The organism is Xanthomonas sp. NCPPB 1325 (genome assembly GCF_041477645.2).
Classification (GTDB): Bacteria; Pseudomonadota; Gammaproteobacteria; order Xanthomonadales; family Xanthomonadaceae; genus Xanthomonas; species Xanthomonas cannabis.
Genome location: NZ_CM192985.1, coordinates 90,955 through 117,790 on the forward strand (window position 1 = coordinate 90,955; position 26,836 = coordinate 117,790).

The window sequence follows — 26,836 nt, forward strand, 5'->3', positions numbered from 1 at the left end:
ATTACCGATACCGCCGTCGCGCCCGGGTGCGCTCCTACAGGCGCGTGCACAGTGGTGTGCGCGTGGACCGTCTGCAAAACCCCGCAAAAAAGACCCCAAATCCAGCCCCATATGCAGTCGCGTCTGCAGCGATCTGCACGCTGGTGTAACATGGCGCACTGATCAAGCCCTTGGGCATACGCCCATCTCGTTGGTCATCTGTCCCGCAGCGCCGCTGAGTTGACGCGGCCGTCCGGGAATGCCTCCGGCCACTCCAGTGCATGTGCCTGTGCCGTGTATGCGTGATGTGCCGTGTCCTGTGCAGGTGCCGGGACGTGCGGGTAGCGGTGGCCGCAAGCCAGTCTGGAGACCAAGCTCATGCACGACACGCGCGCGATCCGTTCGCATTTCGGTTGGTTCAAACGCCGCCGCCAACTGCACCTCGACGAGGTCACCGTGGTGGACCGCAGCCTGCTGCGCAGGGCGGTCGGCGCCGCCGCGCTGGGCAATGCGATGGAGTGGTTCGACTTTGGCGTGTACGGCTACCTGGCGGTGACGCTGGGCCAGGTGTTCTTTCCGGCGAGCAATCCCACGGCGCAGCTGATCGCCACCTTTGCCACCTTCACCGTCGCGTTTCTGGTGCGGCCGATCGGCGGCATGGTGTTCGGCCCGCTGGGCGACCGCTACGGGCGCCAGAAGGTGCTGGCGGCCACGATGATCCTGATGGCGCTGGGTACCTTCAGCATCGGCCTGATTCCGTCCTACGACCGCATCGGCCTGTGGGCACCGGCCCTGCTGTTGCTGGCGCGCTTGCTGCAGGGGTTTTCCACCGGCGGCGAATACGGCGGCGCGGCGACCTTCATTGCCGAATACGCCACCGACCGTAACCGCGGCCTGATGGGCAGCTGGCTGGAATTCGGCACCTTGGGCGGCTATATCGCCGGCGCCGCCACCGTGACCGCGTTGCACATGAGCGTGACCCCGGCGCAGATGCTGGATTGGGGCTGGCGCGTGCCGTTCCTCATCGCCGGGCCGCTGGGTCTGCTGGGCCTGTACATGCGCATGAAGCTGGAAGAAACCCCGGCCTTTCGCGCCTACACCGAGCAATCGGAACAGCGCGTGCGCGAAACCGCCGGCCAGGGCCTGATGACCTTGCTGCGCCTGCACTGGCCGCAGCTGCTCAAGTGCGTGGGGCTGGTGCTGGTGTTCAACGTCACCGACTACATGCTGCTGACCTACATGCCCAGCTATCTCAGCGTCACGATGGGTTACGCCGAGAGCAAGGGCTTGTTGCTGATCATCCTGGTGATGCTGGTGATGATGCCGCTCAATATCGTCGGCGGCCTGTTCAGCGACAAGCTGGGCCGGCGCCCGATGATCATCGGCGCCTGCATTGCGTTGTTTGCGCTGGCCATCCCGTGCCTGTTGCTGATCGGCAGCGGCCACGATGGATTGATCTTCGCCGGGCTGATGCTGCTGGGCCTGGCGCTGGTGTGCTTCACCAGTTCGATGCCGTCCACGCTGCCGGCGCTGTTCTACACCCCGGTGCGCTACAGCGCCCTGTCGATCGCCTTCAACGTGTCGGTGTCGTTGTTCGGCGGGACCACGCCGCTGGTGACCGCCTGGCTGGTGGAACGCACCGGCGACCCGCTGGTGCCGGCGTATTACCTGATGGGTGCGGCGGCGGTCGGCTTGGTGACCATGCTGTTCGTGCGCGAGACCGCCGGCCTGCCGCTGCGGGGTTCGCCGCCGGCGGTGGCCAGCGATGCCGAAGCGCGCGCGTTGCTGCAGTCCGACAGCCCGGTGACGGTGGATGCGCAGTTGCCGGTGCCCGCGGCACCGTCGCTGGGCCAGCCGCGCACGGCCTAGCGGCACGGCGCGCGGTTAGCGCGCGGGGCTGCGGGGGTCGGGCACGTCCGGATAGGGCGTGCCTTCCCCGGTTTCGACGTAGCGCTTGAGGCTGCTGCCCAGGAAATACTGCCAGCCCTGTGAGCAGGCGTCGAAGCATGGCGACTCGCGGTACCCGGACTGCACGAACTCCACCCGCGTGCCCTGGCTGGTGGAGATCAGATCGAAGCGCATCACCGTACCTTCCCAGGCCAGGGTGTCGAGCATGTTGGAGCGCTCGCAGTGCCAGCACACCAGCCGGTGGTCGGCGCCGTCGTCGATGCGCAGCTCCACCTGCCAGCCGTGCCCGCTCCAGTCCAGGCACACGCGGCCGTCCACCAGCCGCACCTCACGGGTCCACCAGCGGGCCAGCTGGGTGGGCTCGGACAGCGCGGCGGACACCACTTCCGGCGCGGCGGCAATCACGATGCTGTGGCGGATCTCACGGTTCATCTGGTGGGCATTGCCTGCGTGGACGCCGATGATCGCGCATTTTGCCGGCATCTGCAGCGGTAACGAAGTTTGCGCACGCCGCTCGTCCGACGCTCACGCGGGGCTGGGTACCATCGGCCCAGGCCCCTTACGAGCGAGAGCAGGCATGACCACGCTTCCGATACCGGTGATGGACGCTGCCGCGCAGCGCGACCTGGCCACCGCCCACGCCTTGCTGGAAAACCCCGGTGTGGCGGCGCAACTGGCCAACGCCCTGGGCGCGCCGATCGAGAGCCTGCTCACCAGGCGGCTGCCCAGGATGGTGACCCGCAGCATCGACGGGGTGACCCGCCGCGCGCTGCAGGTGGCGATGAAGTCGGCGCTGCTGAGCCTGCGCGGCAAGACCGAGCCCCTGCAGCCGGCGACCACCACGCGCCACACCATGGCGGTGGCGGTGGCCGGCGGCGCTGGCGGGTTTTTCGGCCTGCCGGGGTTGATGGTGGAGCTGCCGCTGACCACCACCGTGATGCTGCGCTCCATTGCCGACATCGCGCGTGCCGAAGACGAATCGCTGCAGGACCCGGAGACCGCGCTGGCCTGCCTGGAAGTGCTGGCGCACGGCGGCCGCAGCGTGGTGGATGACGGCGCCGAGTCGGGCTATTTCGCGGTGCGTGCAGCGATGGCCCAGCAGCTCAGCGCCGCCGCCCGCCACGTGGCCGCGCACGGTTTTGCCAGCAAGGGCGCACCGGCGCTGGTGTCGCTGGTCGCGCGCGTGGCTGCCAAGTTCTCGGTCAACGTGGGCGAAAAACTCGCCGTGCAGGCGGTGCCCCTGGTCGGCGCGGTCAGCGGTGCCACGCTCAACACGGTGTTCATGCGCCACTTCCAGGCGATGGCGCGCGGCCATTTCATCGTGCGCCGGCTGGAACGGCAGTTCGGCGAAGAGGCAGTGCGGCAGGCGTACGAGGCCTTGTCTGTGCCGCGGTGAAAAGAGTCTTCTTCTAACGCGCGCCGCGATCCGCGGCGCGCAACGCCAATCATCTTCCAGCGTCCCAAGATATTGGCAAACCAGCAGAAACGTGCCTTTCGACAACAAACATCAGCCGAATATGACTGGATTTTCCGAGCTGGGCGTCATGGGGTGTCGCGGCATACCCATTCTGCAGTGACATTTTCCCATCTTCCGGTCAGACTGCTTTGCGGAACAGCCACCCGTCTCAAGGCTATCGACTTCGTGGCGCCGTTTCGGGTCCTGCAAGCGGCGTAACCTGCGCCCCAGAGCGAATTGAAGACTTCTTGGTTGGTAGGCCTTGCATTTCTTGGATCTCCGGTAACAGTGCCTGTCACTCTGACCACGCCGATATCGCGCGCTTGGGCGTGTTGCACAGTCGAAAGCGTAGCGGCGAAAAGCACGCAGAGCGCCAGTGCTCTGGAACTCAGGAATCGATCATGGCGAGATTTCATATCTAGGCCTCTTATGCGTGGTCGTTGAGTGTCGGTCGAGTGCATCGATCGAACGATGCAGTCGCACACTATATGAGTATGATTTTCTCATTGACCGTAGCTTCGCTTTTGAAGAAGAATTTTCTCGAATAAACAAAGTTTGAAACATTTTCATCAATTCATTCCAAACATTTTTAGAGTGCGTACGTTGTTTGTGACCAGTCGCTCAGTACGTGGGTGCTGCGATACCTTTTCCACAGTCACCATTTTTTCGCACTATTTCCCTGATCGGCACGGCAGCGGCGCAGATCACGCAGTTGCGCCGTGGCGGATAATCGCTGAAGGCTATAAAGACACATGACCATTTCCAAGCCGTTCTCACCCGCTTGCGCGCGCAACCGCGATCCGATTCTTGCGGTGTTGCAGCGGCATTTCGCCGATCGCCACCACGTGCTGGAAATCGGTGCAGGCACCGGCCAGCACGCCGTGCACTTTGCCGCGGCGATGCCGTGGTTGCAGTGGCAGGCCAGCGACCACGCCGATCATTTGCCAGGCATGCAGCAGTGGCTGGATGAAGCAGGGTTACCGAACATGCTGGCGCCGATTGCGCTGCAGGCCGTGCCGACGCCGGCGCCCGGGCTTGCGCCATGCCCGCCATTGCCGGTGCTGCCGGATGGCGGGCATGGCTACGACGCGGTCTACAGCGCCAACACGCTGCACATCATGGGCTGGCCGCAGGTACAGGCACTGTTCGCGGGCCTGTCGGCCGTGATGGCGCCGGATGCGGTACTGGCGATCTACGGCCCGTTCAACCGCGATGGGCGATTCACCAGCGACAGCAACCGCGCCTTCGACGCGATGCTGCGCGAACGCGACCCTGCATCGGGCATCCGTGATGCCGAAGCGGTGGATGCGCTGGCAGCATCGGTTGGGTTGCAGCTGATCGACGACGTAGCAATGCCGGCGAACAATCACTGCCGCGTGTGGCGACGCGGGTAGCCTCCGCCGCGTCGGGAGTAGCGATGCAAAGCCCGGTCGATCTCCGAGCAAAGGCCATGCATCGGCGCCACGAGCGCGTCACCGACACGCCAGAAAAACCCCCCAGCCCCTCGCGGTGTCGTGCAGGCCTCAAGGTGCTCGAACACACGACGCTGTCGACCACACGCTCCCTTCTCCCTCCGGGAGAAGGTGCCCGAAGGGCGGATGAGGGTTCGGGCGAAGCCTGCAGTGCGGGCCAACCAGGCTTCGCCCGTACCCTCACCCCAATTCCCGCTCCGCGCCCGGCCCGCGCTGGTAGCGCAGGCACTCCAACGCACACGCGCCAATGCCGCTTAAGCGATTCTCGCCCCAAGTGACCGCCGTGAACGCCTCGCACTGCACCCCTTCCTGCCGGCGATGTGCGGCGCACGTAGCAAACGGCATCGGTGCTGAACTGTGCATTGAACCGACCCAGACCCGCAGCGACACAGCGAACGCGCGTGCCCGCAGTGGCGCGCGGGAAGCCAGCGCACACCGGCCACGCGCGCGGTGACGCCTACCCCTGCCTGCCCGCAGGCGCCGGGCGATCCGCACGCCGCCGCTCCAGCCACCACAGCAGCGCGGCGGCCACTACAAACCCCAGCCACCACGGCCAGCGGGGGCCGGGCTGCGGTGCGGGCTGCGCCTGGCGGGTGGCATTGCTGGGGGTGACCAGCGCCAGGGTGGCGTCGCGTTGCGTGTTGGCAGACAGCGCGGGGGCGTCGGCGGGGGCACGGATGTAAAGGGCACCACCGCGGTGCGCGTCCTGCCAGCGATACCAGCCGGTGTGCTCTGGCCAGATGCCGGCGCAGGCCGCCGGTCCGGTGGCCGGGTCCGGTGGCAACGGGGCAGTGGTGCCGTCGGGCGCCTGCAACTGTGCTGCGCTGCCCAGGTTGCACACGCCGATGCGCTGGTTGCGCCAGCCGGTGCGGGTGGCCAGGCGTGGTGCGGGGTGGGCGCGGGCCAGGGGCGAGAGCGTCTGGCTCCACAGCGCGGCGTGCAGTGCGGGGTGGCCCTGCAGCACCAGGCGGTAGCTGTCGGTGAGGGTGATTAGGCCGATCCGTCCGCGCCCATGCGCACGCCACCATGCCGATGGCGTGCCGTTGGCGGTGCGCAGCACGGCGATGGCGTCGTCTGCATCGGGCACCAGAGTGCGACGTTCCAGCACGGGCAATGCCGGCACTGCGCTCCCGTCGGCCCCTGTAGCGGGTTGCTGCGCCATCGCCGAGGCAGGCTGCGGCGCAAGGGCAGCCGCCATCTGCACCGGCGCGCCGGCGTCATCGCCACGCAGCGGCAGACCAAGCTCGGCAACGGCGCTGCGTTGTACGGCGTCCAGTGGTCCGGTCAGGCGCAGCAGCAGGCCAAGGCCACGCTCGACCGCGGCGCGCAGCGTCATGCGTTGCGCGCGCGACAGCGCGGCCAGGGCGCGTTCGTCGATGACCAGCAGGTCGGTGCGGTCCAGCGTGGGGGCGTCCAGCACCCGTGGGGCGTCGCCCAACTGCGCGCCGCCGCCGGTGGCGATCTGGCTGTGCAGCTGCAGGCCGGCGTCGTGTGCCCAGCGGCGCAGGTACTTGAGCTCCGGCTGCGGCGCGCCGGCAAGGATCCACAGGGCGGCGGCAGGCGTATCGACGGCCGACACCGGCACATCGGCCCGGTCGCGTGGGCGCCCGTCCGGGCCGAGCACGCGCACCACGAAGACGCTGTCGCCGGCGGCGCGCACGCTGCCGGTGAGCCGGAAACGTCCGGCGCTGTCGGGGGCGACCAGGTCCACGCGGCGGCCGGCCGGGTCCAGCAGTTCGACGGTGGCTGCGGGCAGGCCGGTGATGCGGCCGGCGATGGCCACGTCGTCACCCGGCGCCGCCAGCGGCGGGGTGACCAGCTCGGTCAGGCCCGGGGTGGGGGGCGGCGCGCTGTAGTGCAGCGGCCAGCCACGTGCCGCGTCGCGGTCGCGCGCGGGCAGGCCGGCGCCAACGATGCGCAGCCCGGTGGTGCCGGGATGGCGGCGCAATGCGGTGGCCAGATCGGGCATGCGCTTGGCGTTGCGCAGGCCGGGCGGTGCTTCGGGCAGCGCGATGAGACGGTCGCCGGGCGCCAGCGCGAGCGAGGCCCTGCCGGCGCCGGCGGTGGCCACCACCAGGGTGCCGCTGCGGCCGGGAAGCGGCGGCGGGAGCAGCGTGCAGTACAGCAGCGCGGCGCACAGCGGTTGCAGGGCGAGCAGGGCGGCCTTGCGCCAGCCGGCGATGCGCGCAGCGCGCAGGCGCCACCACGCCAGCAGCGTGATCAGGGCCAGCAGGACGATGACGAACCAGGCGGGCATCAGCGGCGCTCCTGTGCGTGCAAGGCATCCAGATACCGCTGGCCGCCGGCATCGGGGGCCGCGCGCGGCTGCACGGCGGCCGGTGGGCGCACCAGCACCGGCCAGAGCAGCGCGCGCAGGTGCTGCCGGCAACGGGCGCAGTCGGGCGTGGCACGCAGGGTCTCGACGGCGGCGGCCAGATCCAGCGGCGCATCGAGCTGGCGCTCGTGGGCGGCCAGCCAGCGCGCGAAGGCATCCAGCGCGGCGGCATCGTGCATGGGTGCGGCCTCGCCCAAGGCCTGCCAAAGCGCCATCGGTTGCGGGTCGGGGCGGGTGCGCGCATCCAGCGCATCGGGGCCGGGGCCGATGCCATCGCGCTTGCCGCTCATGCGCCGGCTGGGGTCGATCGGCGGCAGCTGCGTGCCGACCCGCGCCAGGTAGATGCGCTCGGCCTGTTGCACCTGCTTGATGAAGCCCAGCGCCTTGTTGGCGTAAGGCAGGGCGCGCTCGGGGTGACCCTGGCGCAGCTCGCCTTCGGACTGCCACATCTGGTCCAGCGCAGCGCGCAGCAGGGCGCGGGTCTGCGGGTCGAGCAGGGTGGCGGCCTCGGCGTGATCGTGGGTATGGCCGTACTCGGCCAGCACGTTCTCCGCCTGGCCGAAGCTGCTGCGTTCGGGCCGGCCGTTGCCGCCGCCGTGGTCGTGGTCGTGGTCGTCCAGCGCGGCGGCGCTGGGTTCGGCGGTGCTGGCCTTGTCGTGATCGTCGTGGTCATGCCCGGCGTGCGCGTGGGTGTCTGCAGCAGCGGCGGGCGCGCTTGGCGCATCGGCGGTGGGCATGTCGGCAGTGGGCAGATCGTCGGCGGGGGCGTCGCTGGTGGGTGGCGCGTCGGCGGTCGGCGGACCTTGCGGCGCGCCTTCGCTCTCTTCGCCCAGGAACTGGCCGTAGCGCAGCCGCAGCAGGCGCTGGTCCACGCCGATGGCGTCGGAGCGCTTGAGGAACGTGGCCGCGTCCAGGCGCGGCTGTTCCTTCAGCAGGGCCTCGGCGTCGATGATGATCTGGCGCTGGCTGCGGAAGTACGCCGGCAGGGTCTGCTTGACGCTGGCCTCCAGGCTGGTGGCCATGGTCTGCTCCGGCGGCGGCCAGCGAAGGATCACGCTGGCGCTGCGGCCTTCCTGCGGGCCGGGCTGGCGGGTGTCGTGGACGATGAGTTGCGCGATCAGGTCGTCGCCGGCCGCCATGCCCAGGGCCTGCGGCTGCAGCGTGGTGGCGAAGCTGCGGCGGGTGGCCGGGCCGCTGCCGGTGAGCGTGCGGCGCTGGGTGGTGAAGGTGATGTTTTCGCCGCTGCCCTGGGCCAGGGTGAGCCGCAGCTCGGCGCCGGCGGCCACGGCGTAATCGTCGCTGGCTTCGAAGCGCAGCGCCCAGCTGCCATTGGCTGGCGTCCACAGCACCAGGCTCTGTTCGGGCGCGAGCACGCGCACCTGCGGCGGGCGGTCGGGCAACACGTCCAACCGATGCAGCTGGCGGTCCGCCGGGGCGTTGTCGATCAAAATGCGATACAGGCTGGGGCGTTCGGCGATCCAGTGGCCTTGCCAGTGGTCGCTGCCGCCTTGCCGGGCAAGCGGGATCAGGCGGCCGTCGCTGAGCCGCAGCGCCACGCTGCGTGGCGCCGGGCTGACCTGCAGTTGCCAGTCAAGCCGGGTGCCGGCGGGCACCCGCGCATCCAGCCCGGACAGGCGCGCCGCCGGCAGACCGGTGTAGGCGGGCGGGGTGCTGCGCAGCTGCGCCTGACGCAACACCGGGGCGCCGCGACCGGCGCGCGCCGCGGCCACGCGGTCGCTGCCTGCGGCAGGCGGGTGCGGGCGCGGCGGCCACAGCAGGAGCGTGCCGCAGGCGATCAGCCCCAGCAGGCTCCATGGCCAGGCGCGCCGCCACGGCCAGGCCGGGCGCAGGTCGCGCGGGGAGCTGCGCAGGCGCTGCTCCAGCCGCTGGCGCTGCAGCGCCTGCAGCGGGTTCAGCTGCGCGGCGGGCGCGAACAGCAGGTCGCTGCTGTCGTCCAGATCCGGCTCGCGGTCCAGCCGGCGGATCAGCCAGGCCTGGTCGAGCCGACGCGCCTCCAGCGCTGCCACGCCGAGCACTGCCAGCAGGCCCAGGAGCAGTAGCGGAATCACCGCTGCCGGCGCACCGGCCCGCCACGCCAGTGCCGCCGGCACCGCCGCCAGCGGCAGCCCGAACAGCAGCACACCTGCGGCCTGGCGCCGCCGTGCCGCCCGCCACGCCTGCTGCAGTGCCGGCGTGCTCATGCGGCGTTGGCCCGGCGCGGCGAGGTGGCGAGCCAGCGTTCGAGCGCGAACAGCAGCAGCACCAGGCCGATCAGCCACGGCGCCAGCGGCCAGGGTGCGGTGCTCAGGCGCGTAGCGGCACCGCGCTGCGGTTGCTGGGTCTGCGCCAGCGCGCGCTGTGGTGTGGGCGCCGGCTGCAGGGTGTCGTGCAGCCGGGTTGGGAAATCGGCCTCCAGCAGCGCGGGCAGTTGCTGCGGCTGCAGCGGCGCAGCCCACCGCAGCACGCGTCCGCGGCCAAGTGCTGCGGCATCGATCACTGGTTCGCCGGAGGCCGCCTGTTGCACCGGCTGCAACGTGGCGGCGAGGTCGGCCGGGAGGGGTGTCTGCGCATCCACCAGCAACTGGCCGCCGGCCGCGACCCAGGCCATCACCGGCGCGGGCGGGGCGCTGTGCGGCAGCCAGGCCACCACCGTGCCGGGAGTCCAGCGCGCCGGCTGGGCAGCGGCCGGCGTGCCCACTGCCAGGCTGCCCGGCAGCGCCCAGGCGGCATGCACAGCGCGCAGATAGCGCAAGGCCGGTGCGGCGTCGTCGTCGGCAATCGCCTGCAGGCGCAGCGGCGCGGCAGCGGCGGGCGCCGTCACCGGTGATTGGCCGGGCACCACGTGCCAGCGCACCTGGCGCGATAACTGCAGGCGTTGCGCATCCAGCGGGCCCCATTGGGCCGGTACGATGACGCTGAGCGCGGCGCCCGGCGTCAGGCTGGCATCGAGTTCGCGCAAAAGGCTGGAGACTGGCTGTGCGGCATTGGCGGGTGTGGCGGATGTCGTCGGGGTATCGGCATTCGCATCTGCATTGACCGGCGGGAAACCCGGTGCCAGCCACACCCACTGCGCGTTCGCGGCGTGGCCGAGCTGGCGTGCGGCGGCCATATCGACCCCCGGGCTGAGCGCGACACGCGGGCGTGCATCGTCATGCTCGCGCATGGCCGGCTCGGCCAGCAGCAGCGCGACGGCGGCCAGCAGCAGCAAGCGCACCAGCAGCAACGGCAGCTCGTCCAGGCGCACGCGGTGACGCGGGCGCGGCAGGGCCCGCAACCAGCGCAACGCGGCAAAGTCGGTGGGCCGGTGCTCGCTACGCCGCGCCAGATGGATCAGCAGCGGCATCAGCAGGGCCGCCAATGCGGCCAGCCCGGCGGGGAAGAGCAGCAGCAGGGTCACCGCCACGCTCCGGCGTTGCCGCAACACGGCCGTGCCGCGGCTGCGCTGCAGGAGCGTGGACGGTGCCGCTGCGCGGCGGGGGTGCCGGCCGCTGACCGGCTGGCCGCCAACCACGCCCGCCGCACGGCGCGCTGCACCCGCACGCTCATCGCGTCATGCCCCGGGAAAACACCTGGCGCAGGGTGGCGTCGGGCGGTGCATCCAGATAGTGCACGGCGTGCGCGATGCCGGCGGCCTGCCAGCGTGCCTGACGCGCGCGCTGGGCGGCGGCAAAGCGCTGCAGGTAGTCGGCGCGCATCGCCGCGCCATCGCCGAGCAGCTCCTCGCCGGTTTCCGGGTCGCGGAAGCGGTGGCCGCCATCGAACGGGAAATCGCGCTCATCGCAGGTCAGCACCTGCAGCTGCACTACGTCGCGGCGGGCGGCGGCGAATTTTTCCAGTGCGCTGGCCAGTTCTTCATCGAAGCCGTCGCCGATGGACAGCAGCAGGTCGTGTGCGGCGATGCGTTCCCATAACGGACGCACCGCATCCAGCCCCGGCCAGCGGCCACCGGCGCGCAGGCCGTGCAAGGCCAGCCACAGCCGGTCGCGCTGGCGGCTGCCGACGCCGGCCGGCACCGCCACCAGGCCGCCGCCATGCAAGGCATACAGCCCGACGCGATCGCCCTGCTGCAGCGCCACCTCTGCCGCACAGGCGGCCAGCGTGGCCATCGTGTGCAGGCGGGTGTGGTCAGGGCGCGCGCTGTCGGCCTGCCCGGCCGATGCGGTGGCATCGAGCAGCAGCCACACGGTGAGCGGGCTTTCGCGCTCGGCTTCGCGCACGAAAAAGCGGTCCGAGCGTGCGTACAGCTTCCAATCGATCTGGCGCAGCGCATCGCCCGGTTCGTAAGCGCGGTATTGGGCGAATTCCAGACCGGCGCCGCGGCTGCGGCTGGCGTGCTGGCCGATGCCGTGGCCGCCCTGGGCCTGACGCGCCCGCAGCTGCAGGCCGCGCAGGCGGCTGCGCACATCGGCTGGAATCAGCGCCGGTAACGGGGCGTGCATGTCGTTGCGCTCAGCCCGGGTACGGCACGGCGTGCAGCAGCGCGGCGACCACATCGTCGGCGCTGCGCTGTTCGGCCTCGGCGGCAAACGACAGCAGCAGGCGATGGCGCATCACCGGTGCTGCCAGCGCCAGCACATCCTCGCGGGTGGCAGCCAGGCGCCCGTGCAGCAGGGCACGGGCCTTGGACGCCAGCACCAGCGATTGCCCGGCGCGCGGGCCGGCGCCCCACTTGACCCACTGCCGCACCGCGTCGCCGGCCTGCGGGCCGGGCCGGCTGGCCCGCGCCAGGCGGTTGATCCAGGTCAGCAGCTCCGCGCCCACATGCACATCGCGCACCTGTCGCTGCAGCGCCTGCACACTGGCCGCGTCCATCACCTTGGGCACCTGCGCGCCGGCGCTGCCGGTGGTCTGGCTGAGGATGTCGCGCTCTTCCTGCTCGCTGGGGTAATCCACCCGCACATGCAGCAAAAAACGATCCAGCTGCGCTTCCGGCAACGGGTAGGTGCCAGCCTGTTCGATCGGGTTCTGCGTGGCCAGCACGAAGAACGGCGACGGCAACGCATAGGTGGTGCCGGCATAACTGACGGTGCGCTCGCTCATCGCCTCCAGCAGCGCCGCCTGGGTCTTGGGCGGGGTGCGGTTGAGCTCGTCGGCCAGCAGCAGGTTGGTGAAGATCGGCCCCTGCTGGAAACGGAAATGCCGATGCCCGGTGCCATGGTCTTCTTCCAGCAACTCGGTGCCCAGGATGTCGCTGGGCATCAGGTCGGGGGTGAACTGCACGCGGCGGAATTGCAGTTCCAATGCCTGCCCCAGCGAGCGCACCAGCAGCGTCTTGCCCAGGCCGGGCGCGCCTTCCAGCAGGCAATGGCCGCCGGCCAGCAGGCCGATCAACAGTTGTTCCACCACCGCGTCCTGCCCGACCACGGCCTGGGCCAGCGCGGCGCGCAGTGCGCCAAGTTGCGAGAGCTGGGCGCTGAGGGTGTCTTCGTTGGGGGAAGTCATGGGAAACGTCTCGTTATGTGGCTGCTGGCGTAGGAGCGCGCTGGCGCGCGATGCGTCGTTATCGATACGGCATCGCGCGCAAGCGCGCTCCTACAAAGGCGTACGCGGCTGGCGTATGCGACGGCGGATGGCTGGCGGTGGATGTCATGCCTTGAAAAAAAATCTCCCGCGATTCCTGTAGGAGCGCGCTGGCGCGCGATGCGGCGTTACCGATAAAGCCTCATCGCGCGCAAGCGCGCTCCTACGGATCGATGTCAGTTGGTCAACGCATACATCACGATGTTGACGCCGAAGCGAGTGTTGTCTTCGGCCAGGAAGCGCTTGTTGCGCCAGTCGTAATCCCATTCGCAGCCGTAATCCTTGTTGCTGTACAGCACTCCCAGCCGGCCGTCGATGCTGATGCCCTTGAGGTAATCGTGCACCAGGTCATCGCCCCAGCCATTGAGCTCGAAGCTGGTGGCCGGCGGGCCATCGGGGAACTTGAAGAACGCGCTGTAGAGGCGATGCGACTTGGGCAACTTCTTCAGTACGGTCTTGCCGAAGATGGAGGCCATCTGCGCTTCGAACGAGGTGGCGAACAAGCCATCGATATCGTGGTTACAGTCGTCCGCGAACACGAAGCCGCCATTGCGTACGTAGTGCTCGAAATTGCGCCGCTCGGCCGGATTGAACTCCACCAGCTTGTGCCCGGACAGATAGCAGAACGGCGCCTGCAGCATGCGCGGGTCGGCCAGATCCAGCACATGCTCCTCCGGGTCCACGCGCAATTGCGTGTAATCGATCAATGAGGTGATCAGGTTGGACGGCATGCGCGCATCCACGTCCCAATCGCCGGAGTCGTAGCGCAGCCGGGTGAACCAGAAATCGTAACTGCCGGCCGCGCGCGCGCGCTGCGGCAGCGCCAATGTGGCGACGCTACCGAGCAGCAGACCGAGAAAGTGGCGGCGCGGTGTCAGAGCCGGGACTCGGGATCCGGGACCCGGGACCCGGAGCGAAAATGTCGGTAAGGCCTCGGCGTGCCGTGATGCGTTATCGCTTTCCGCGATCACAGACCCCGTACGCTCGCAGGGTATGAAAGTCGGCAATGGCCCGGAGTGCAAAGCCCCGCCGTTGCCTTCCGGGTCCCGGGTCCCGGGTCCCGAGTCCCGGCTCTTACTCACACCGCATCCGACAACGAGGTAAACGTAAAATCACGCAGCCGCATCGGCGGAATCATCATCACGAAGCTGGATTCGTCGCCAGCCACGCGCACCGGCTTGCCCAGCTCGTCGATGTTGTTGAGCATGATCACCGGCGATTCGTTGAAGCGGAAATTCTTCACCGGATACTTGATCTGTCCGTTCTCGATGTAGAACGTGCCATCGCGGGTGAGCCCGGTGAGCAGCACGGTCTGCGGGTCGACCATGCGGATGTACCAGGTACGCGTGACCAGGATGCCTTTCTCGGTACCGCGCACCAGCTCGGCGATGTTCTTGTCGCCACCGGCCATCAGCAGGTTGCCCGGCTCGCCGACCGCACGCTTGCCGTTCTTCTGCGCCCAGAAACGCGAATACTGCAGGTTGGCGATCTTGCCGTTTTCCACGATGGCCATCTTCTCGCGCGGCAGGCCTTCTTCGTCCCACGGCAGCACCGCCGCGCGCGCATCCCACGGGTCGGCGGTGATGTTCACGCGCGGGTCGTAGACCTGCTCGCCGAGCTTGTTTCCGCCGCCCTTCTTGGACAGGAAGCTGCGGCCTTCATCGGCGCGGCGTGCGTCGAAGAAATTCATCATGAAGGAGATCAGTCCGGCTGCCGCGGCCGGCTCCAGGATCACCGTGTACTTGCCCGGTTCCAGTGCCTTGGCCTCGGACGAATCGCTGGCCTTGCGCATCGCGATGCGGATGTCCTGCTCGGCCTTGAAGTCGGCGGCATCCTTCAGGTTGCGGCCCACCCAGCCCGAGCCGCGGCCATCCTCGGTGCGCACCGTGCAGGTGTAGTCGAAGCGTGCGCCCCGCTGGTAGCCGAAGTTGCCCTTGCTGTTGGCAAACGCGGTGAAGCTCTGGCCATCTTCGAGAAAGCCGGCAGCGATCAGGCCCTTGCCCTTGCACGGGGCGATCGAATCGGCCGCCACCTGCGCACGGAACGCCGGGTCCACCGCTGCCGTGGACTCGCTGAAGGTGGGGCTGGGTTTGTAGGTCTGCTTGTCGACCGCCGGCATGAACTCCGGGTTTTCCGGTGCCAGCCGCGCCAGGTCTTCTGCACGGCGCACCACCCGTTCCAGCGAGGCGTCGTCGAACTCGTTGATGGTGGCAACGCCCACGCGCTTGCCGAACGCCACCTGCACCTGCAGGTCGGTGTTGTCGACGATGCCGCTGGTGGACACGTTGTTGAGCGCAAACCGGATGTTGCCGTCGATCGAGCCGGTGAGCGTGGCGGTGCACTCGTCGGCCTTGGACAGCTTGATGACCTTGTCCAGAATGGCCTTGGCCTGCGCTTCGGTAAGGATGCTCATGTGGGTTTCTCCTGTCAGCCGAGCGAGCGGGCGGTGTTGATGACGTTGATGCCGTCGAAACGGGCAGTGGACGACCCATGCGAGACAGCCGAGACCTGACTCGGCTGGCCCTTGCCATCGAAGAACGAACCGCCCAGGCGGTAGTCGCGTTGATCGGCCACGGCGCTGCAGGCATTCCAGAACTCCGGGGTACGGATCTGGTAGGCCACGTCTTCGAGCATGCGGGTGATCGCACCATTCTTGATTTCGTAGAACAGCTGCCCACCGAACTGCGCGTTGTAGCGCTGCTGGTCGATGGAGAACGAGCCGTCACCGATGATGTAGATGCCGTTTTCCACGTCCTTGATCAAGTCGCTCACGCTCAGCGGCGTCTTGCCGGCCGCCAGCGACACGTTGGCCATGCGCTGGAACTGCACGCTCGACCACGAGTCGGCATAGCAGCAGCCATCAGAGGCGGTCTTGCCCAGGATATGCGCCTGGTCGCGGATGGCCTGGTAGTCCACCAGCTTGCCGTCGCGGATCAGATCCCACTGCTTGGTCTTGACGCCTTCATCGTCGTAGCCCACCGCGCCCAGGCTGCCGGGCTGGGTCTTGTCGGCGAGGATGTGCACCTTGTCGCTGCCGTACTGGAAACCGGCCTTGAGCTTGTCCAGCGTGGCAAAACTGGTGCCGGCAAAGTTGGCTTCGTAGCCGAGCACACGGTCCAGCTCCAGCGGGTGGCCGACCGATTCGTGGATGGTGAGCCAGGTGTGCGAGGGGTCCAGCACCAGGTCGTACTTGCCCGGCTTCACCGATGGTGCCTTGAGCTTTTCCTGCGCCTGCTTGGCGGCAGCAATCGCATCTTCCTTCATGTCGTAGGACAGGCCGTAATTCACCACGCCGTTGGGCGAGACGAACTTGCCGGACGCGGCGCCATCGAGATATTCGTAGCCCAGGCCCATCGGCGCAGACAGCCCGTCGCGGGTGCGGAACTTGCCGCTGGCCTTGTCGATGGCGGTCACGCTCATCGGCGCCCAGATGCGGTGCACGTCCTGGTCGATGTAGGAGCCGTCGGTGCTGGCGAAATACTTCTGTTCGTTGACCACGAACAGCATCGAGTTGACGAAGTTGGCGCCGGCGGCAGTGGCGGCGGCGTTGACGCCGAGCAGCAGGTCCACCTTGTCCTTGATCGGCACTTCCATCGCGTTCTTCTTGATCGGCGTCTTCCAGCTGACTTCGCCAACGCCCGGCGTCGGCGCCAGCTGCACCGGCGTGCCTTGCACCTTGGCGTTGGCCTTGGCAATCGCCGCCGCCTGCGCCGCGGCCTTGGCCACGCCTTGTTCGGTGAGCTCGTTGGTGGCGGCAAAGCCCCATGCACCGCCCACGATCACACGGATGCCGGCCCCGATGGACTCGGTGTTGACTACATTCTGCACCTTGTCTTCGCGGGTGATCACGAACTGGCGCAGATAGCGGCCAATGCGCACGTCGCAATAGCTCGCTCCGGCCTGACGCGCAGCGTTCAAGCCGGCGTCGGCCAGGCGCTTCTTGCGGCCCACATCGAAGGGTGTCAACAACTGCTCGGCGGCGATCGCCTTGCCGAAATAGGCCGGCACGATCAGCCCGCCCATGGTCAGCCCGGTGAGGGCCAGGAAATCACGTCGCTGCACGGGCAACTCCCCAATAGTCCCGCGCGGCGCGCAGGTGGTGTGGTGATGCGTGGAGCGCTCCACGCGGCATCGCCGATTCTTGCCGGGCGATGATTGCTGCGTCAAATGACTTTCGGCAGGGGTCCGTGAGCAGGTGGAATACCGGCATGCATCGCGTGGTGCGGCTTGGCTGCCTGCGAATGTGGCGAGCGCCGCTGGAGGAACGCAGACCGCGCGCTCGTTTTGCCACGCAGGGCAGTCGATTCGTCGCAGGCCGGATCAACTGCAACGTTGCTGCAAGGGCCGCTCACGATGGTCTTGCGCAGAGCCTCAAAAAGAAACCAGCAACATGGCATTTTCGATTTTCAACAAAACCACCAACCAACTGTCTGGCGTGGTGTGGCGAGAAAAGATCAGTGGAGATGGTCGGTGCGCATGGATCTCAACAGCGACTCGCAAGCTGGCTGCGCGGTGACCTTATGCTTTTCGACAAAACCACCAACCAACTGTCTGGCGTGGTGTCCTCGCCGATTGCGGGACCGTGTGGCGGCATGGATGCCGCCACCGAGCCTGCAGGGGACGTACTTGCGGCGTGTCCCGCGAGCGGTGAGGGCGCCGCGCCCTCGATCAGGCTTGAAGCTTGAAGATCACCAAGCGCTCGCGATACGCACGATGCAGTCGTCGCCATCTGATTGCTCAATACTGACAGATCAGGCGGAGAGCGGATCATCTGCGCCGTTGCTGCAGGGCCCTTGCCCGCCCACCATCGCAGGACACGCTGTGAATCCGTCCCTGGAGGCTCTGGCGCGGCATCCATGCCGCTCAAGGTCCCGCGACGGTGGGCGGGCAAGGACCAGTGGAGTTGGTCGGTGCGCAACGTTTTCAACAAGCACCCAGTAGCGATCTGGCGCGGTGCCATCTGTTCTTCAATAAACCCACCAGCCAACTGTCTGGCGTGGTGTCCTCGCCGATTGCGGGACCGTGTGGCGGCATGGATGCCGCCACCGAGACTACAGGGACGTACTTGCGGCGTGTCCCGCGAGCGGTGAGGGCGCCGCGCCCTCGATCAGGCTTGAAGCTTGAAGATCACCAAGCGCTCGCGATACGCACGATGCAGTCGTCGCCATCTGATTGCTCAATACTGACAGATCAGGCGGAGAGCGGATCATCTGCGCCGTTGCTGCAGGGCCCTTGCCCGCCCACCATCGCAGGACACGCTGTGAATCCGTCCCTGGAGCAACTGTGTTGATCAGGATCTCGATCCGCGAGCTCTGATCGGTTTCCTTCAGACGTGTTCATCCATAGGTGGCGGCCGCTGGCCGGCACGCTTTTGCGTCTGCTCATGGCCATCGAGCATGCTCAGGCTGGCTGCGTGGCGGCTCTTTCATCGCGCACGCGCGCATTGAGGATGACCAGCATCTTGCGCATCACCGCCACGATCGCGACCTTGCCTTCCTTGCCGCGTGTCCGTAACGCTCTATAAAAATCACGCAGGCGGGGCTCGTGACGCGCCGAGGACATCGCCGCCATGTACAGCGCTTGCCGGATATCGGCACGGCCTCCGCCGATCCCTCGTTTCCCACGCATCTTGCCGCTGTCGCGCGATAGCGGGGCAACCCCCACCAATCGGGAGATCTGCTTTCCGTTGAGCGTCCCAAGCTCCGGCAACCGGCACGCCAACACGGCCAGCAATACCGGACCGACCCCTTTGAGCGTCTTCAACGCCGCCAGGTGCGGTTGCTCGATGAGCAGCGTCTTTAGCTGCCCGGCGATCAGTTCATCCAGCCGCGCCACACTGCGCACGAGCTGGTTCACGTTGGCCTGCAGCAGCTTGCGTAGCGGTTTGTCCGCCACCTGCAACAGCTGTTGTTTGGCCGTCTTCAGCAGATCGATGAGCTGGCGGCGGGCGCGGACATGCTCGCCCAGATGACGCTGCCACGGCGGCAGTGGAACATAGGGATGAAGCTCCATCTTCTCGGCCATACACGCCAGCATGCCCGCGTCCAGCCGATCGGTTTTTGCCAGTCCCAAGCCGTTGGCCAAGTGACGCGCCCGAGACGCATTGGCGCGTGCCACCGGGATTCCCGCCTGATGCAGCGCGTCCAGCGCGGCCAGCTCGTAGCCACCGGTCGCCTCCAGCACCACCTGCCTAACTGGCAGTGTCCTCAGCCAATGGACGAGCTTGCAGTGCCCGCTTGCCGTGTTGCTGAACTGGCGGGCCTCACCTTGAAAGACAGCCGCATCCAGGGACTTCTTGCACACATCGATCCCGATTCCGCTCATGGGAGATCTCCGCTAGGCTGGAAATGTCGAGAGCTCCCTCGCCTGCCCAGTCTTATCGTTTCGAGTGTCACCTCGGGCAACTGTTCGGGCGAAACAAGGGAGATTCCGGCGTGGGTGCCAAGCTCCAAGGCGATCGCTTAGATCCAGGCTCATACGGCAGCCCACGCCGGCTCTCGACACCTACGCTGCCACATTCCGAACAGATAAGGCTCTGGCGCGGCATCCATGCCGCTCAAGGTCCCGCGACGGTGAGCGGGCAAGGACCAGTGGAGTTGGTCGGTGCGCAACGTTCTCAACAAGCACCCGGTAGCGGTCTGGCGCGGTGCCATCTGTTCTTCAATAAACCCACCAGCCAACTATGGTGCGGTGTCCTCACCGATTGCGGGACCGTTGGCGGCATGGATGCCGCCACCGAGCCCCCATGGACGGATTGACGGCGTGTGCCGCGAGCGGTGAGGGCACCGCGCACTCGACTCACTAGACGTGGAATAGCCAGTCCATGCAACGGGCTAAGTTACAGTGTCCGACGTGATTGATTTAGCCCAAATAAAAGCGTGGTTGATCCATCGGCCCTCACCCCAACGAACGCGCGGTATTGATCACGTTGATGCCATCGAAGCGTGCGGTGGATGACCCATGCGAGACTGCCGAGACCTGACTCGGTTGGCCCTTGCCGTCGAAGAACGAGCCACCCAGACGGAAGTCGCGTTGGTCGCACACCGCGCTGCAGGCATTCCAGAACTCCGGCGTGCGAATCTGGTAGGCACCGTCTTCCACCAACCGCGTGACCTGGCCATTTTCGATTTCATAGAACAGTTGCCCGCCGAACTGCGCGTTGTAGCGCTGCTGATCGATCGAGTACGAACCGCGCCCGTGAATGTACAAGCCGCGCTCGACGTTCTTGATCATCTCGGCAACGCCAAGCGGTTGCTTGCCTGCCGCCAGCGAGACATTGGGCATGCGCTGGAATTGCACGTTGGACCACGAGTCGGCGTAACTGCAGCCATCGGAGGCCGTCTTGCCGAGCAGGTGCGCCTGATCGCGCGTGCACTGGTAGTCGACCAATATACCGTCGCGCACCAGATCCCACTGTTTGGTCTTGACGCCTTCATCGTCGTACCCCACCGCGCCCAGGCTACCCGGCTGGGTGCGGTCGGCGACGAAGGTCACCGCGTCGCTGCCCCAACGGAACTTGGCATCGCGCTTGTCCAGCGTAGCGAAGCTGGTGCCGGCGTAATTGGCCTCGTAACCCAGCACGCGGTCGAGCTCCAGTGGGTGGCCCACCGATTCGTGGATGGTGAGGAACAGATTGCTCGGGTCGATCACCAGATCGTACTTGCCGGCCTTCACCGACGGCGCGGTGAGTTTGGCGCGCGCCTGCTTTGCCGCGGCAATCGCATCTTCGCGCGCGTCGTAGCTGTGGCCGTAGCCGATCAGCCCGCCTGGCAGTCGATGCTTCTGGCTGGCATCGCCATCAAGATATTCGTAGCCCATGCCCATCGGCGAAGACAGCCCATCGCGGGTGCGGAACTTGCCGCTGGCCTTGTCCACTGCGGTAACAGTGAAAGGGAGCCACAAACGATGCACGTCCTGATCGATGTAGGAGCCATCGCTGCTGGCGAAATATTTCTGCTCGTTGATCGCAAACATGCGCGAAGCCACGAAGGTGGCACCGGCGTTGAGCGCCGCGGCATTGACGTCCATCAACAGCGCCACCTTGTCCTGCAGCGGCACTTCCATGGCGTTCTTCTGGATCGGCGTCTTCCAGCTGACCTGCCCGGCCGGCGTCACCGGCGCCAGTTGTACCGGCGTACCGCCCAAGCGCGCATTCGCTTTGGCGATGGCCACCGCCTGCCGCGTAGCCGTGGCCACGCCGTCGCTGGTCAACGTGTTGGTGGCAGCAAAGCCCCAGGCGCCATCGGCCAGCACGCGCACCCCCACGCCACTGGATTCGGCGTTGACCACGTTCTCCACCTGCGCCTCGCGGGTGATCACGAACTGGCGCAGATAGCGCCCCACGCGCACATCGCAGTAGCTGGCACCGGCGGCTTTGGCGGTGGTGAGCGCGGTGTCGGACAAGCGCCGGTTGCGGGCCGCATCGTTCGGCGCCAGCAGCTGCTCGGCAGCGATCAGGCGGGTATGCGGCAGCAGCAGCCCGGCAGCACCGATGCCGGACAGGGTGAGGAAGGTACGACGGTCCACGGGTGGTCTCTCCGATCGATGCCTGTGGGGAAATTCCACACGCCACTGCCCGAGACTTACCGCGCAGGCCGGATTGGTCAAGTGCCGACTACCGCACGTTTCGTATCGCGTGCGCGCCTGCGGCAGAACATCGGTCGCCAAAACCGAACCCGAGTGCTGGTGGCAACAGCGCAGCATCGCTAGTCTGCGCGGCTGCAATCGATACGTCGATGCGGCCCTCGCCGCGATGCAGCCCTCACGCCGCCACCACCTTCTCACCCAGCTCCAGGGACCCATCCGATGATCACCACCTCCCGCCTTGCCGTCGTGGCGATGGCACTTGCAGTGTGCATGCCCACTTCGCTGGCACTCGCGGCCGATTGGTATGTCTCGCCCACCGGCGCGGACAGCAATGCCGGCACGCGGGCGGCGCCCTTTGCCAGCGTGATGGCGGCGCAGGCCGCTGCGGCCAGCGGCGACACCGTGTACCTGCGCGGCGGCACCTATCGCCCCACCAACGCGAATGTCAGCGTGAGCGAGCGCACCTATGCCATCGTCAATGACATCACCAAGGACGGCATCCGCTACGTCAATGCCGCCAACGAGCGCCCGGTGTTCGACTTTTCCGCAGTGACGCCGGCAGATCGCCGGGTGGTGGCATTCCGCGTCCGCGCCAGCAACTGCGTGTTTCGCGGCTTCGAGGTGATCGGCGTGCGCATCACCATCGCCGACCGCCTGACCCAGTCCGAAGCCTTTCGCGTGCAGGGCGGCAACGGCAATCGCTTCGAGCGGCTGGCCATCCACGATGGGCAGGCGATCGGCTGGTATCTGGTGGCGGGCAGCAACAACCAGGTGCGCAACGTCGATGCGTACAACAACAAGGGGCTGAACACGTTCTCCTACGGCAACATCGATGGCTTCGGTGCGCATCCCGGCGCCGCCGGCAGCGTGGGCAACCGCATCGAGGGCAGCCGTGCCTGGAACAATAGCGACGACGGGTTCGATCTGATCAATGCCTGGGAAGCGGTCACGCTGGAGCACAACTGGGCGTTCCGCAACGGCCTGGATACCGATGGCACGCCGCTGGGCGACGGCAACGGTTTCAAGGCCGGCGGTTTTGGACGCAACGGCAGTGTCTACCCGCAACCGGTGCCGCGCCATCGCATTGCGTTCAATCTGGCGGTCGGCAACCGCACCAATGGCTTTTATGCCAATCACCAGATCGGTGGGCAGGACTGGATCAGCAACACCGCCATCGGCAATGGGCGCGCCAACTTCGACATGCTATCCACCCTGGCGGACAATCGCACCGACGTGGCTGGCTACGATCACACCCTGGCCAACAACCTGGGCTACGGTACGCGCACCGAGATCGCCAACCTGGGCGCCGCCACGGCCAACGAGATCGGGCGCAATTCCTTCAGCATTCCGCTGGTGGCGATTGCGCATGACTTCGTCAGCCTGGATGAGCGCCAACTCACCCGTCCGCGCCAGGCCAATGGCGATCTTCCGGTGATCACCTTCGCCACGCTTGCGCCCGGCAGTGCGTTGATCGATGCCGGTGCCGACAGCGGTGCGGCATTCAACGGGCGTGCGCCGGACCTGGGAGCCTTCGAATCGCTCTAGCGATGGCGCAGGCGATTTCACGGCGACGACTCGGTCTTGCGGCGCGTCGACGGAACGGAGGGACGGGCCAGCCCGGGCCCTGTCTGCCTGGCAGGCAGGGCCCGGGCGGCGGTGCTAGGGCTTTGCCTGCTTGGGCGCATACCCGAAATACGCCTTGAACGCGCGGCTGAAACCGGCTTCGGACTGATAGCCCACCCGGCGCGCGGCATCGCCCACGCCGACATTGCCGGAGCGGATCAGATCGTCGGCCACGCTCAACCGCCACAGTGCGATGTAGCGCATCGGCGGCTCGCCGGTGACCTGCACGAACTGCTGCGCCAGCAGCGAACGCGACAGGCCGGCATGCCGGGCCAGGTGCTCCACGCTCCAGCGGCGATACGGATCGGCATGGATGGCGTGCAAGGCCAGACCGACGCGCTCGCCGGCCGCGCTGGTGAGCCAGCGCGATTGCTGTGGATGCAATTCGGCCCAGCTGCGCAGTGCGCGGATCACCAGCAGATCGATGATGCGCGAGACCATCAGCTGCGCACCTGGCCGCACCTCGTGTGCTTCGGCCATCAAGAAATGCGAGAGCAGGCGCAACCATTCGGGCACGCGTCCGGCATCGCCCGGGATATGGATCAGCGTCGGCAGTGCCCGCATGATCGGCGGCAACGGCAGGCGCTCGTAGCGAAAGATGCCGCCGATGACGCTGGCCATCGCAGCGCCCTCGCCGTGACGGATCTTCAGGCGCGCCGGGTCGAACCGGTCGGCTGCAAAAAAATCCTCGGCACTGCGTGCCGGGCGCTGCGCTTGCGACAGCGTGTGGCCACGGCCATGTGGCAGCACGACCAGATCGCCGGTCTGCAGCTGCAGTGGTGCACCGTCATCTGCAGTGATCCATAGCGAGCCCGCCTCGACAAAATGCAGATGCGATGGCCCGGCCGGCACCCGTGCGTGCACGCCCGCCGCCAGCTCGGCGCTGTACACGCCATCACCCTGCAGGCGGATCAAGGTGAGCAGTTGCGACAGGATGTCGGCGCGCGCGGGCTGGGCATCGCCCGCCGCCTGCGGCGCTGGAGGATCGGTCATGGAAGGCGGTGTCCGGGTCATGGTGTCGCGCGGTGCGCAAGCGGAACCTTAGTGCATTCCGACAGAGCCGAGGTGCCCCATGAAACGTACCACCTGCATTCCCATCGCCGCGTTGCTGTTGTGCGCGCTGTGCTCCACCGCCGTGCAGGCGCTGCCGGCGCCGCGCCCCACCATCGTGCTGGTGCACGGCGCCTGGGAAACCGCCGCGATCTGGCGCCCGGTCGCCGGCCAGCTGCGTGCGCACGGCTACCGCGTCATCGCGGTGAATCTGCCCGGCCGCCCTGGCGCCTCGCAAGCACCGGAGGCGATCAGCCTGGCGGCGTATCGCGATGCGGTACTGGCCGCGATCAAGGACGAGACGGCACCGGTGGTGCTGGTCGGGCACAGCTTTGGCGGCGTGACCGTGACCAACGTGGCCGAAGCCGCGCCGGCCAGGATCAAGACGCTGGTGTACCTGGCCGCGTTCGTGCCGCAGGACGGCCGCACGCTGCTGGCGCTTGCACAGGCCGACACCGGTAGCCAGTTGCCGCCGCATCTCGCGTTGGACAAGAGCAGGGGCGTCATGTCGGTGGCAACGTCGGCACGCGCGGAGGTATTCGCCAACGACGCCACGGCCGCGCAACGCGCCGAGGTGCCGGCCATGCTGGTGGACGAGCCCGTGCAGCCGATGATGACGCCGGTGCAGCTGACCTCGGCGCGCTCCGGCAGCGTGGATCGGGTGTACATCCGCACCCTGCAGGACAAGGCGCTCAGCCCTGGTTTTCAGTCGCAGATGATTGCCGCCGCACCGATGCGGATGACCATCGATCTGGACACCGGACACTCGCCCTTTCTCACTGCACCGGCGGCGCTGGTGGCGGCGATCGAACAGGTGGCGCAATGAGCCCGCAGATCGAATTGAGTGTGGTGGCCACCCTGGCAGTGCTGTGCCTGTGCCTTCCCTTGGTATTTTCCGCACTGTATGCGCGCCAGGTCGGTGCCAAGGCGTTGATCGGCAATCGCGACGGCATTGCCGACCCGGACGGGGCCGCGGGGCGTGCGCTGCGTGCGCATCGCAATCTGCTGGAAAACTTCCTGCCGTTTGCCGCAGTCGCGCTCGCTGCCATGCTGTTGCAGGTGTCCGGAACCATCACCGTCATTGCATCGTTGGTGTTTTTGGGCGCACGCATCGTGCATGCGGTTTGCTATCTTTTCGGCATTCCCGGTTTGCGCACACTGGCCTATCACCTCGGCCTGTGGGCGACGCTGGCCTACGCATCGCAGTTGTTCTTGTGAGGTTCCCGATGCACGCCAGACACACCGCAGACACGTCGTCGGCAATGTCCCCGCCGGCACGCACCACGGTAGTGACATCCGCTGCAACCGACCCTGCCGGTGCGCTGCGCAAGGCCGTTGCCGGGCGCGTGCTTGCGCTGTCGCTACTGGTCGGGGCGCTGGCGCATGTGCAGGCCGTCTCCGCTGCCGAGCGCGACAGCTTCAGCGTGACCATCAAGCCGTTGACCGCGCAGGACGGGACCGTCACCGGGCTGGCAGTCACCGAGCAGATCACGCGTGCAGACGCGCGTAGGCCGCTGAGCTTGGTGCTGCCCTCGGCCTTGCCAGCCGTGCCGCATAACGCAGACGCCATCAGCGAGCTACATGTCAGCGACGCGCATGGCGATGCGGCGCTGTCGATCGCCGAAGGCGCAGCGGTGGATGGCTTCGACATGCGCCGCTGGAGCACCGAGCGGCCGGTCGGTCCGCAGGTGACGGTGCGCTACCGCGCCGCCTTGGTGCCGGTAAACAGCGGTGGGCCACCCTTTGGCATGAAGGCGGCCGGGCTGGGTGTGGCAGGCAGCTCCAAGAGTTTTGTGCTGCTGCCCGAACAGCTGGACAGCGACGCCAGCACGCTGATGTGGGATCTGTCGGAACTGGCGCCCGGCTCCATCGGTGTCGCCAGCGGCGGCGTCGGCACGGTGCGGGTGCCGGGCCCGGCAACGGTCATGGGCGATCTGTGGCTGCTGGCCGGGCCGGCCGTGGTGGCCCAGGCGCAGGACGATGCCGTGTTCAACGCCTACACGATCGGCCAACCGCCCTTCGATGCTACAGCTACCATGGCGTGGGCACGGCGCGCGTACGACGTGCTGGCAACCGGGTTTGGCTACATCGACGCGCCGCCGCGTTACGACCTGTTGATCCGCGCGTTGCCGGTGGCCTCGTACGAAACCGGCACCGCGCGCCTGGCAGGCGGTAGCAGCCTGATCACGGTAGGCAACGTGTTTTCGCCAGGCCAGGATCTGCACAGCGTGCAGAGCACCATCTTTCACGAGATGGGGCACCAGTGGGTGGGCCAGCTCACCAATGCCGTGGAGCCGTGGTATGCGGAAGGGGTCAACGTGTTCGTGCAGGCGACCTTGCCGTGCGCGGCCGGCCTGCTTCCCCACGCGGCCTGCGCCGACGCCATCAACGAATGGGCGCAGCAGTACTACGCCAGCCCGGCACGGCACTGGTCGCTGCAACGTATCGATGCGGCCGGCTTTGCGCAGGAATCCATCCGCCGTATCCCGTATGCGCGCGGCATGTTGTACTTCGCCAGTGTCGATGCCGCCTTGCGTGCACGCTCGGCCGGCAAACGCGGCTTGCTGGAGGCACTGCGACCGCTCTACGTCGCACGGCACGCCGGCAAAGCGTTCGAACGCAGCGATATCGAAGCGCTGCTGCGCCGCGAACTGGGCAATACCGAAGTCACCCGCTTCCGCCAGGTCGTGATCGACGGCACCCAACTGATCGTGCCGCCTTCCAATGCCTTTGGCCCCTGCCTGCAGCGCCAACCACACCGCCAGATCAGCGAAGGGAAAACAGTGGAAGGCTATGTGTGGGAGCCGGTATCCAGCGGCGCACGCATAGCCACGTGCCGATGATGCAGATCGCAAGGGACGCATCCGACCGCTGATTACTCGCGCTCCCTCTGTGCTGAGCACATCT

The 26,836-nt window shown here is 67.3% G+C and carries 20 protein-coding genes; 8 read left to right on the forward strand and 12 right to left on the reverse strand.

Annotation, left to right across the window (positions count from 1 at the left end; genetic code table 11):
* Positions 1 to 357: 357 nt before the first annotated feature.
* The gene (gene proP / locus ACCQ10_RS00415) at positions 358 to 1,848 is read left to right on the forward strand and encodes a glycine betaine/L-proline transporter ProP (RefSeq protein ID WP_372361829.1); all 1,491 of its coding nucleotides are present in this window, start codon (positions 358 to 360) and stop codon (positions 1,846 to 1,848) included.
* 15 nt (positions 1,849 to 1,863) lie between these two features.
* Here the strand turns inward: proP and ACCQ10_RS00420 are convergent, their stop codons facing one another.
* Positions 1,864 to 2,319: an SRPBCC family protein gene (locus ACCQ10_RS00420; RefSeq protein ID WP_047693288.1), complete on the reverse strand. Its 456-nt coding sequence runs from the start codon at positions 2,317 to 2,319 to the stop codon at positions 1,864 to 1,866.
* A gap of 145 nt (positions 2,320 to 2,464) precedes the next feature.
* On the opposite strand from ACCQ10_RS00420, the gene ACCQ10_RS00425 reads away from it, so the two are divergent.
* Positions 2,465 to 3,283, forward strand: a complete 819-nt coding sequence (locus ACCQ10_RS00425) for an EcsC family protein (RefSeq protein ID WP_372361830.1) — start codon at positions 2,465 to 2,467, stop codon at positions 3,281 to 3,283.
* An 812-nt stretch (positions 3,284 to 4,095) separates the two neighbouring features.
* A complete protein-coding gene (locus tag ACCQ10_RS00430; protein WP_372361831.1) occupies positions 4,096 to 4,737 on the forward strand; it encodes a DUF938 domain-containing protein in 642 nt (213 codons plus the stop codon).
* A 535-nt stretch (positions 4,738 to 5,272) separates the two neighbouring features.
* Here ACCQ10_RS00430 and ACCQ10_RS00435 read toward each other — a convergent pair.
* From ACCQ10_RS00435 to ACCQ10_RS00470, 8 genes are all read right to left on the reverse strand, one after another.
* Complete coding sequence (locus tag ACCQ10_RS00435) at positions 5,273 to 7,072, reverse strand: amino acid adenylation domain-containing protein (RefSeq protein ID WP_372361832.1); 1,800 nt, start codon at positions 7,070 to 7,072, stop codon at positions 5,273 to 5,275.
* Positions 7,072 to 9,351 carry a hypothetical protein gene (locus ACCQ10_RS00440; protein ID WP_372361833.1) on the reverse strand — a complete coding sequence of 760 codons (2,280 nt, stop codon included), beginning with the start codon at positions 9,349 to 9,351 and terminating at the stop codon, positions 7,072 to 7,074. The genes ACCQ10_RS00435 and ACCQ10_RS00440 overlap by 1 nt, the downstream gene beginning before the upstream one ends.
* The gene (locus ACCQ10_RS00445) at positions 9,348 to 10,547 is read right to left on the reverse strand and encodes a BatA domain-containing protein (protein ID WP_372361834.1); all 1,200 of its coding nucleotides are present in this window, start codon (positions 10,545 to 10,547) and stop codon (positions 9,348 to 9,350) included. Before ACCQ10_RS00445 ends, ACCQ10_RS00440 begins: the two co-directional genes overlap by 4 nt.
* A 145-nt stretch (positions 10,548 to 10,692) precedes the next feature.
* On the reverse strand, positions 10,693 to 11,589 hold the full coding sequence (locus ACCQ10_RS00450) for a DUF58 domain-containing protein (protein ID WP_372361835.1): 897 nt from the start codon (positions 11,587 to 11,589) through the stop codon (positions 10,693 to 10,695).
* Between the two features lie 10 nt (positions 11,590 to 11,599).
* Positions 11,600 to 12,592: an AAA family ATPase gene (locus tag ACCQ10_RS00455; protein ID WP_372361836.1), complete on the reverse strand. Its 993-nt coding sequence runs from the start codon at positions 12,590 to 12,592 to the stop codon at positions 11,600 to 11,602.
* A 254-nt stretch (positions 12,593 to 12,846) separates the two neighbouring features.
* Positions 12,847 to 13,665 carry a DUF4159 domain-containing protein gene (locus ACCQ10_RS00460; protein ID WP_372363194.1) on the reverse strand — a complete coding sequence of 273 codons (819 nt, stop codon included), beginning with the start codon at positions 13,663 to 13,665 and terminating at the stop codon, positions 12,847 to 12,849.
* 83 nt (positions 13,666 to 13,748) lie between these two features.
* Positions 13,749 to 15,083, reverse strand: coding sequence for a TldD/PmbA family protein (locus tag ACCQ10_RS00465; RefSeq protein ID WP_372361837.1), 1,335 nt, complete (start codon positions 15,081 to 15,083; stop codon positions 13,749 to 13,751).
* A gap of 14 nt (positions 15,084 to 15,097) precedes the next feature.
* Complete coding sequence (locus ACCQ10_RS00470) at positions 15,098 to 16,732, reverse strand: TldD/PmbA family protein (RefSeq protein ID WP_372361838.1); 1,635 nt, start codon at positions 16,730 to 16,732, stop codon at positions 15,098 to 15,100.
* 146 nt (positions 16,733 to 16,878) lie between these two features.
* On the opposite strand from ACCQ10_RS00470, the gene ACCQ10_RS00475 reads away from it, so the two are divergent.
* The gene (locus ACCQ10_RS00475) at positions 16,879 to 17,355 is read left to right on the forward strand and encodes a hypothetical protein (RefSeq protein WP_372361839.1); all 477 of its coding nucleotides are present in this window, start codon (positions 16,879 to 16,881) and stop codon (positions 17,353 to 17,355) included.
* Between the two features lie 715 nt (positions 17,356 to 18,070).
* On the opposite strand, the gene ACCQ10_RS00480 is transcribed toward ACCQ10_RS00475, so the two are convergent.
* Positions 18,071 to 18,994 (reverse strand): IS110 family RNA-guided transposase, encoded by a 924-nt coding sequence (locus tag ACCQ10_RS00480; RefSeq protein WP_184386145.1) that lies wholly within the window; start codon positions 18,992 to 18,994, stop codon positions 18,071 to 18,073.
* A gap of 573 nt (positions 18,995 to 19,567) precedes the next feature.
* Positions 19,568 to 21,196 carry a TldD/PmbA family protein gene (locus ACCQ10_RS00485; RefSeq protein ID WP_372361840.1) on the reverse strand — a complete coding sequence of 543 codons (1,629 nt, stop codon included), beginning with the start codon at positions 21,194 to 21,196 and terminating at the stop codon, positions 19,568 to 19,570.
* Positions 21,197 to 21,475: 279 nt separating this feature from the next.
* On the opposite strand from ACCQ10_RS00485, the gene ACCQ10_RS00490 reads away from it, so the two are divergent.
* Entirely contained in the window at positions 21,476 to 22,801 is a 1,326-nt protein-coding gene (locus ACCQ10_RS00490; RefSeq protein WP_372361841.1) for a right-handed parallel beta-helix repeat-containing protein, read from the forward strand.
* Between the two features lie 114 nt (positions 22,802 to 22,915).
* Here the strand turns inward: ACCQ10_RS00490 and ACCQ10_RS00495 are convergent, their stop codons facing one another.
* A complete protein-coding gene (locus ACCQ10_RS00495; protein ID WP_372361842.1) occupies positions 22,916 to 23,872 on the reverse strand; it encodes an AraC family transcriptional regulator in 957 nt (318 codons plus the stop codon).
* 79 nt (positions 23,873 to 23,951) lie between these two features.
* Between ACCQ10_RS00495 and ACCQ10_RS00500 the strand changes: the two genes are divergently transcribed.
* The 3 genes from ACCQ10_RS00500 to ACCQ10_RS00510 are packed head-to-tail and all read left to right on the forward strand — an operon-like array spanning position 23,952 to position 26,772.
* On the forward strand, positions 23,952 to 24,755 hold the full coding sequence (locus tag ACCQ10_RS00500; protein ID WP_372361843.1) for an alpha/beta fold hydrolase: 804 nt from the start codon (positions 23,952 to 23,954) through the stop codon (positions 24,753 to 24,755).
* Positions 24,752 to 25,147, forward strand: a complete 396-nt coding sequence (locus ACCQ10_RS00505; RefSeq protein WP_372361844.1) for an MAPEG family protein — start codon at positions 24,752 to 24,754, stop codon at positions 25,145 to 25,147. The genes ACCQ10_RS00500 and ACCQ10_RS00505 overlap by 4 nt, the downstream gene beginning before the upstream one ends.
* Before the next feature lie 44 nt (positions 25,148 to 25,191).
* A complete protein-coding gene (locus ACCQ10_RS00510; protein WP_372361845.1) occupies positions 25,192 to 26,772 on the forward strand; it encodes a M61 metallopeptidase family protein in 1,581 nt (526 codons plus the stop codon).
* Positions 26,773 to 26,836 lie beyond the last annotated feature (64 nt).

What these genes read in the sequence shown, in the direction of transcription:
- proP (WP_372361829.1), top strand. Translation starts at nt 358, where the DNA reads ATGCACGACACGCGCGCGATCCGTTCGCATTTCGGTTGGTTCAAACGC.
- ACCQ10_RS00420 (WP_047693288.1), bottom strand. Translation starts at nt 2,319, where the DNA reads ATGAACCGTGAGATCCGCCACAGCATCGTGATTGCCGCCGCGCCGGAA.
- ACCQ10_RS00425 (WP_372361830.1), top strand. Translation starts at nt 2,465, where the DNA reads ATGACCACGCTTCCGATACCGGTGATGGACGCTGCCGCGCAGCGCGAC.
- ACCQ10_RS00430 (WP_372361831.1), top strand. Translation starts at nt 4,096, where the DNA reads ATGACCATTTCCAAGCCGTTCTCACCCGCTTGCGCGCGCAACCGCGAT.
- ACCQ10_RS00435 (WP_372361832.1), bottom strand. Translation starts at nt 7,072, where the DNA reads ATGCCCGCCTGGTTCGTCATCGTCCTGCTGGCCCTGATCACGCTGCTG.
- ACCQ10_RS00440 (WP_372361833.1), bottom strand. Translation starts at nt 9,351, where the DNA reads ATGAGCACGCCGGCACTGCAGCAGGCGTGGCGGGCGGCACGGCGGCGC.
- ACCQ10_RS00450 (WP_372361835.1), bottom strand. Translation starts at nt 11,589, where the DNA reads ATGCACGCCCCGTTACCGGCGCTGATTCCAGCCGATGTGCGCAGCCGC.
- ACCQ10_RS00455 (WP_372361836.1), bottom strand. Translation starts at nt 12,592, where the DNA reads ATGACTTCCCCCAACGAAGACACCCTCAGCGCCCAGCTCTCGCAACTT.
- ACCQ10_RS00465 (WP_372361837.1), bottom strand. Translation starts at nt 15,083, where the DNA reads ATGAGCATCCTTACCGAAGCGCAGGCCAAGGCCATTCTGGACAAGGTC.
- ACCQ10_RS00475 (WP_372361839.1), top strand. Translation starts at nt 16,879, where the DNA reads ATGCATCGCGTGGTGCGGCTTGGCTGCCTGCGAATGTGGCGAGCGCCG.
- ACCQ10_RS00480 (WP_184386145.1), bottom strand. Translation starts at nt 18,994, where the DNA reads ATGAGCGGAATCGGGATCGATGTGTGCAAGAAGTCCCTGGATGCGGCT.
- ACCQ10_RS00490 (WP_372361841.1), top strand. Translation starts at nt 21,476, where the DNA reads ATGATCACCACCTCCCGCCTTGCCGTCGTGGCGATGGCACTTGCAGTG.
- ACCQ10_RS00495 (WP_372361842.1), bottom strand. Translation starts at nt 23,872, where the DNA reads ATGACCGATCCTCCAGCGCCGCAGGCGGCGGGCGATGCCCAGCCCGCG.
- ACCQ10_RS00500 (WP_372361843.1), top strand. Translation starts at nt 23,952, where the DNA reads ATGAAACGTACCACCTGCATTCCCATCGCCGCGTTGCTGTTGTGCGCG.
- ACCQ10_RS00505 (WP_372361844.1), top strand. Translation starts at nt 24,752, where the DNA reads ATGAGCCCGCAGATCGAATTGAGTGTGGTGGCCACCCTGGCAGTGCTG.
- ACCQ10_RS00510 (WP_372361845.1), top strand. Translation starts at nt 25,192, where the DNA reads ATGTCCCCGCCGGCACGCACCACGGTAGTGACATCCGCTGCAACCGAC.